We start from the raw sequence: 631 nt of genomic DNA on the forward strand, positions 1-631 counted from the left end.
AGTTATTTCGATTTTGAAAAATTGAATGTATACCAAGCCTCCATTGAGGTCGTGGTATTCATTGATAAAATCACTTCAGCCTTCCCGCGGCGCAGGGCTTATTTAACAGATCAACTTCAACGGGCTGGTACGTCTATATCACTGAATATTGCTGAAGGCTCAGGCGAGTTCTCGACTAATGAAAAAAGTAGATTTTACCGGATGGCAAAACGTTCTGCTACAGAAAACCGCAGCGATATTGGAGGTATCCAAACATTTAAACATTATAAAGGAAGAATATTATCACTTAACCAGAGATTTACTAACTCGAATTGTTATGATGTTGACTAAAATGGCGAAAAAAGTAGATTAGACGGAACTCGGACGGGCTCGGGCTCGCTCACGGGCCCGGGCCCGATTGGTTCCGTGAAAAGTTGAGCATCGCGTAATAATAGTATTGGTCGGGCAGAAATTTATGCAATTATTCCTGCCGGTGTCTTTAAAATCTTCAGGACTTCTATATAACTTTCCACATTGTTCCCCTCTCCCCGGTCACACCGGAGGGGTCCGACCCGGATACATCGGTAACACAAGTGACCGGATACATAGGTAACAGTTAACATATTCTCAGATGAACGCTTAGGAGTCTGAG

Annotated in this window: 1 protein-coding gene; it reads left to right on the forward strand. The window is 43.3% G+C overall.

The features are described from left to right. Window positions 1-330, forward strand: a 330-nt coding sequence (locus AB3348_RS15225; RefSeq protein WP_367608474.1) for a four helix bundle protein, incomplete at its 5' end; no start/stop codon positions are given. Window positions 331-631: the final 301 nt, after the last annotated feature.

This window comes from Legionella sp. W05-934-2, assembly GCF_964199965.1.
In the GTDB taxonomy this organism is placed as follows: domain Bacteria; phylum Pseudomonadota; class Gammaproteobacteria; order Legionellales; family Legionellaceae; genus JAFIFT01.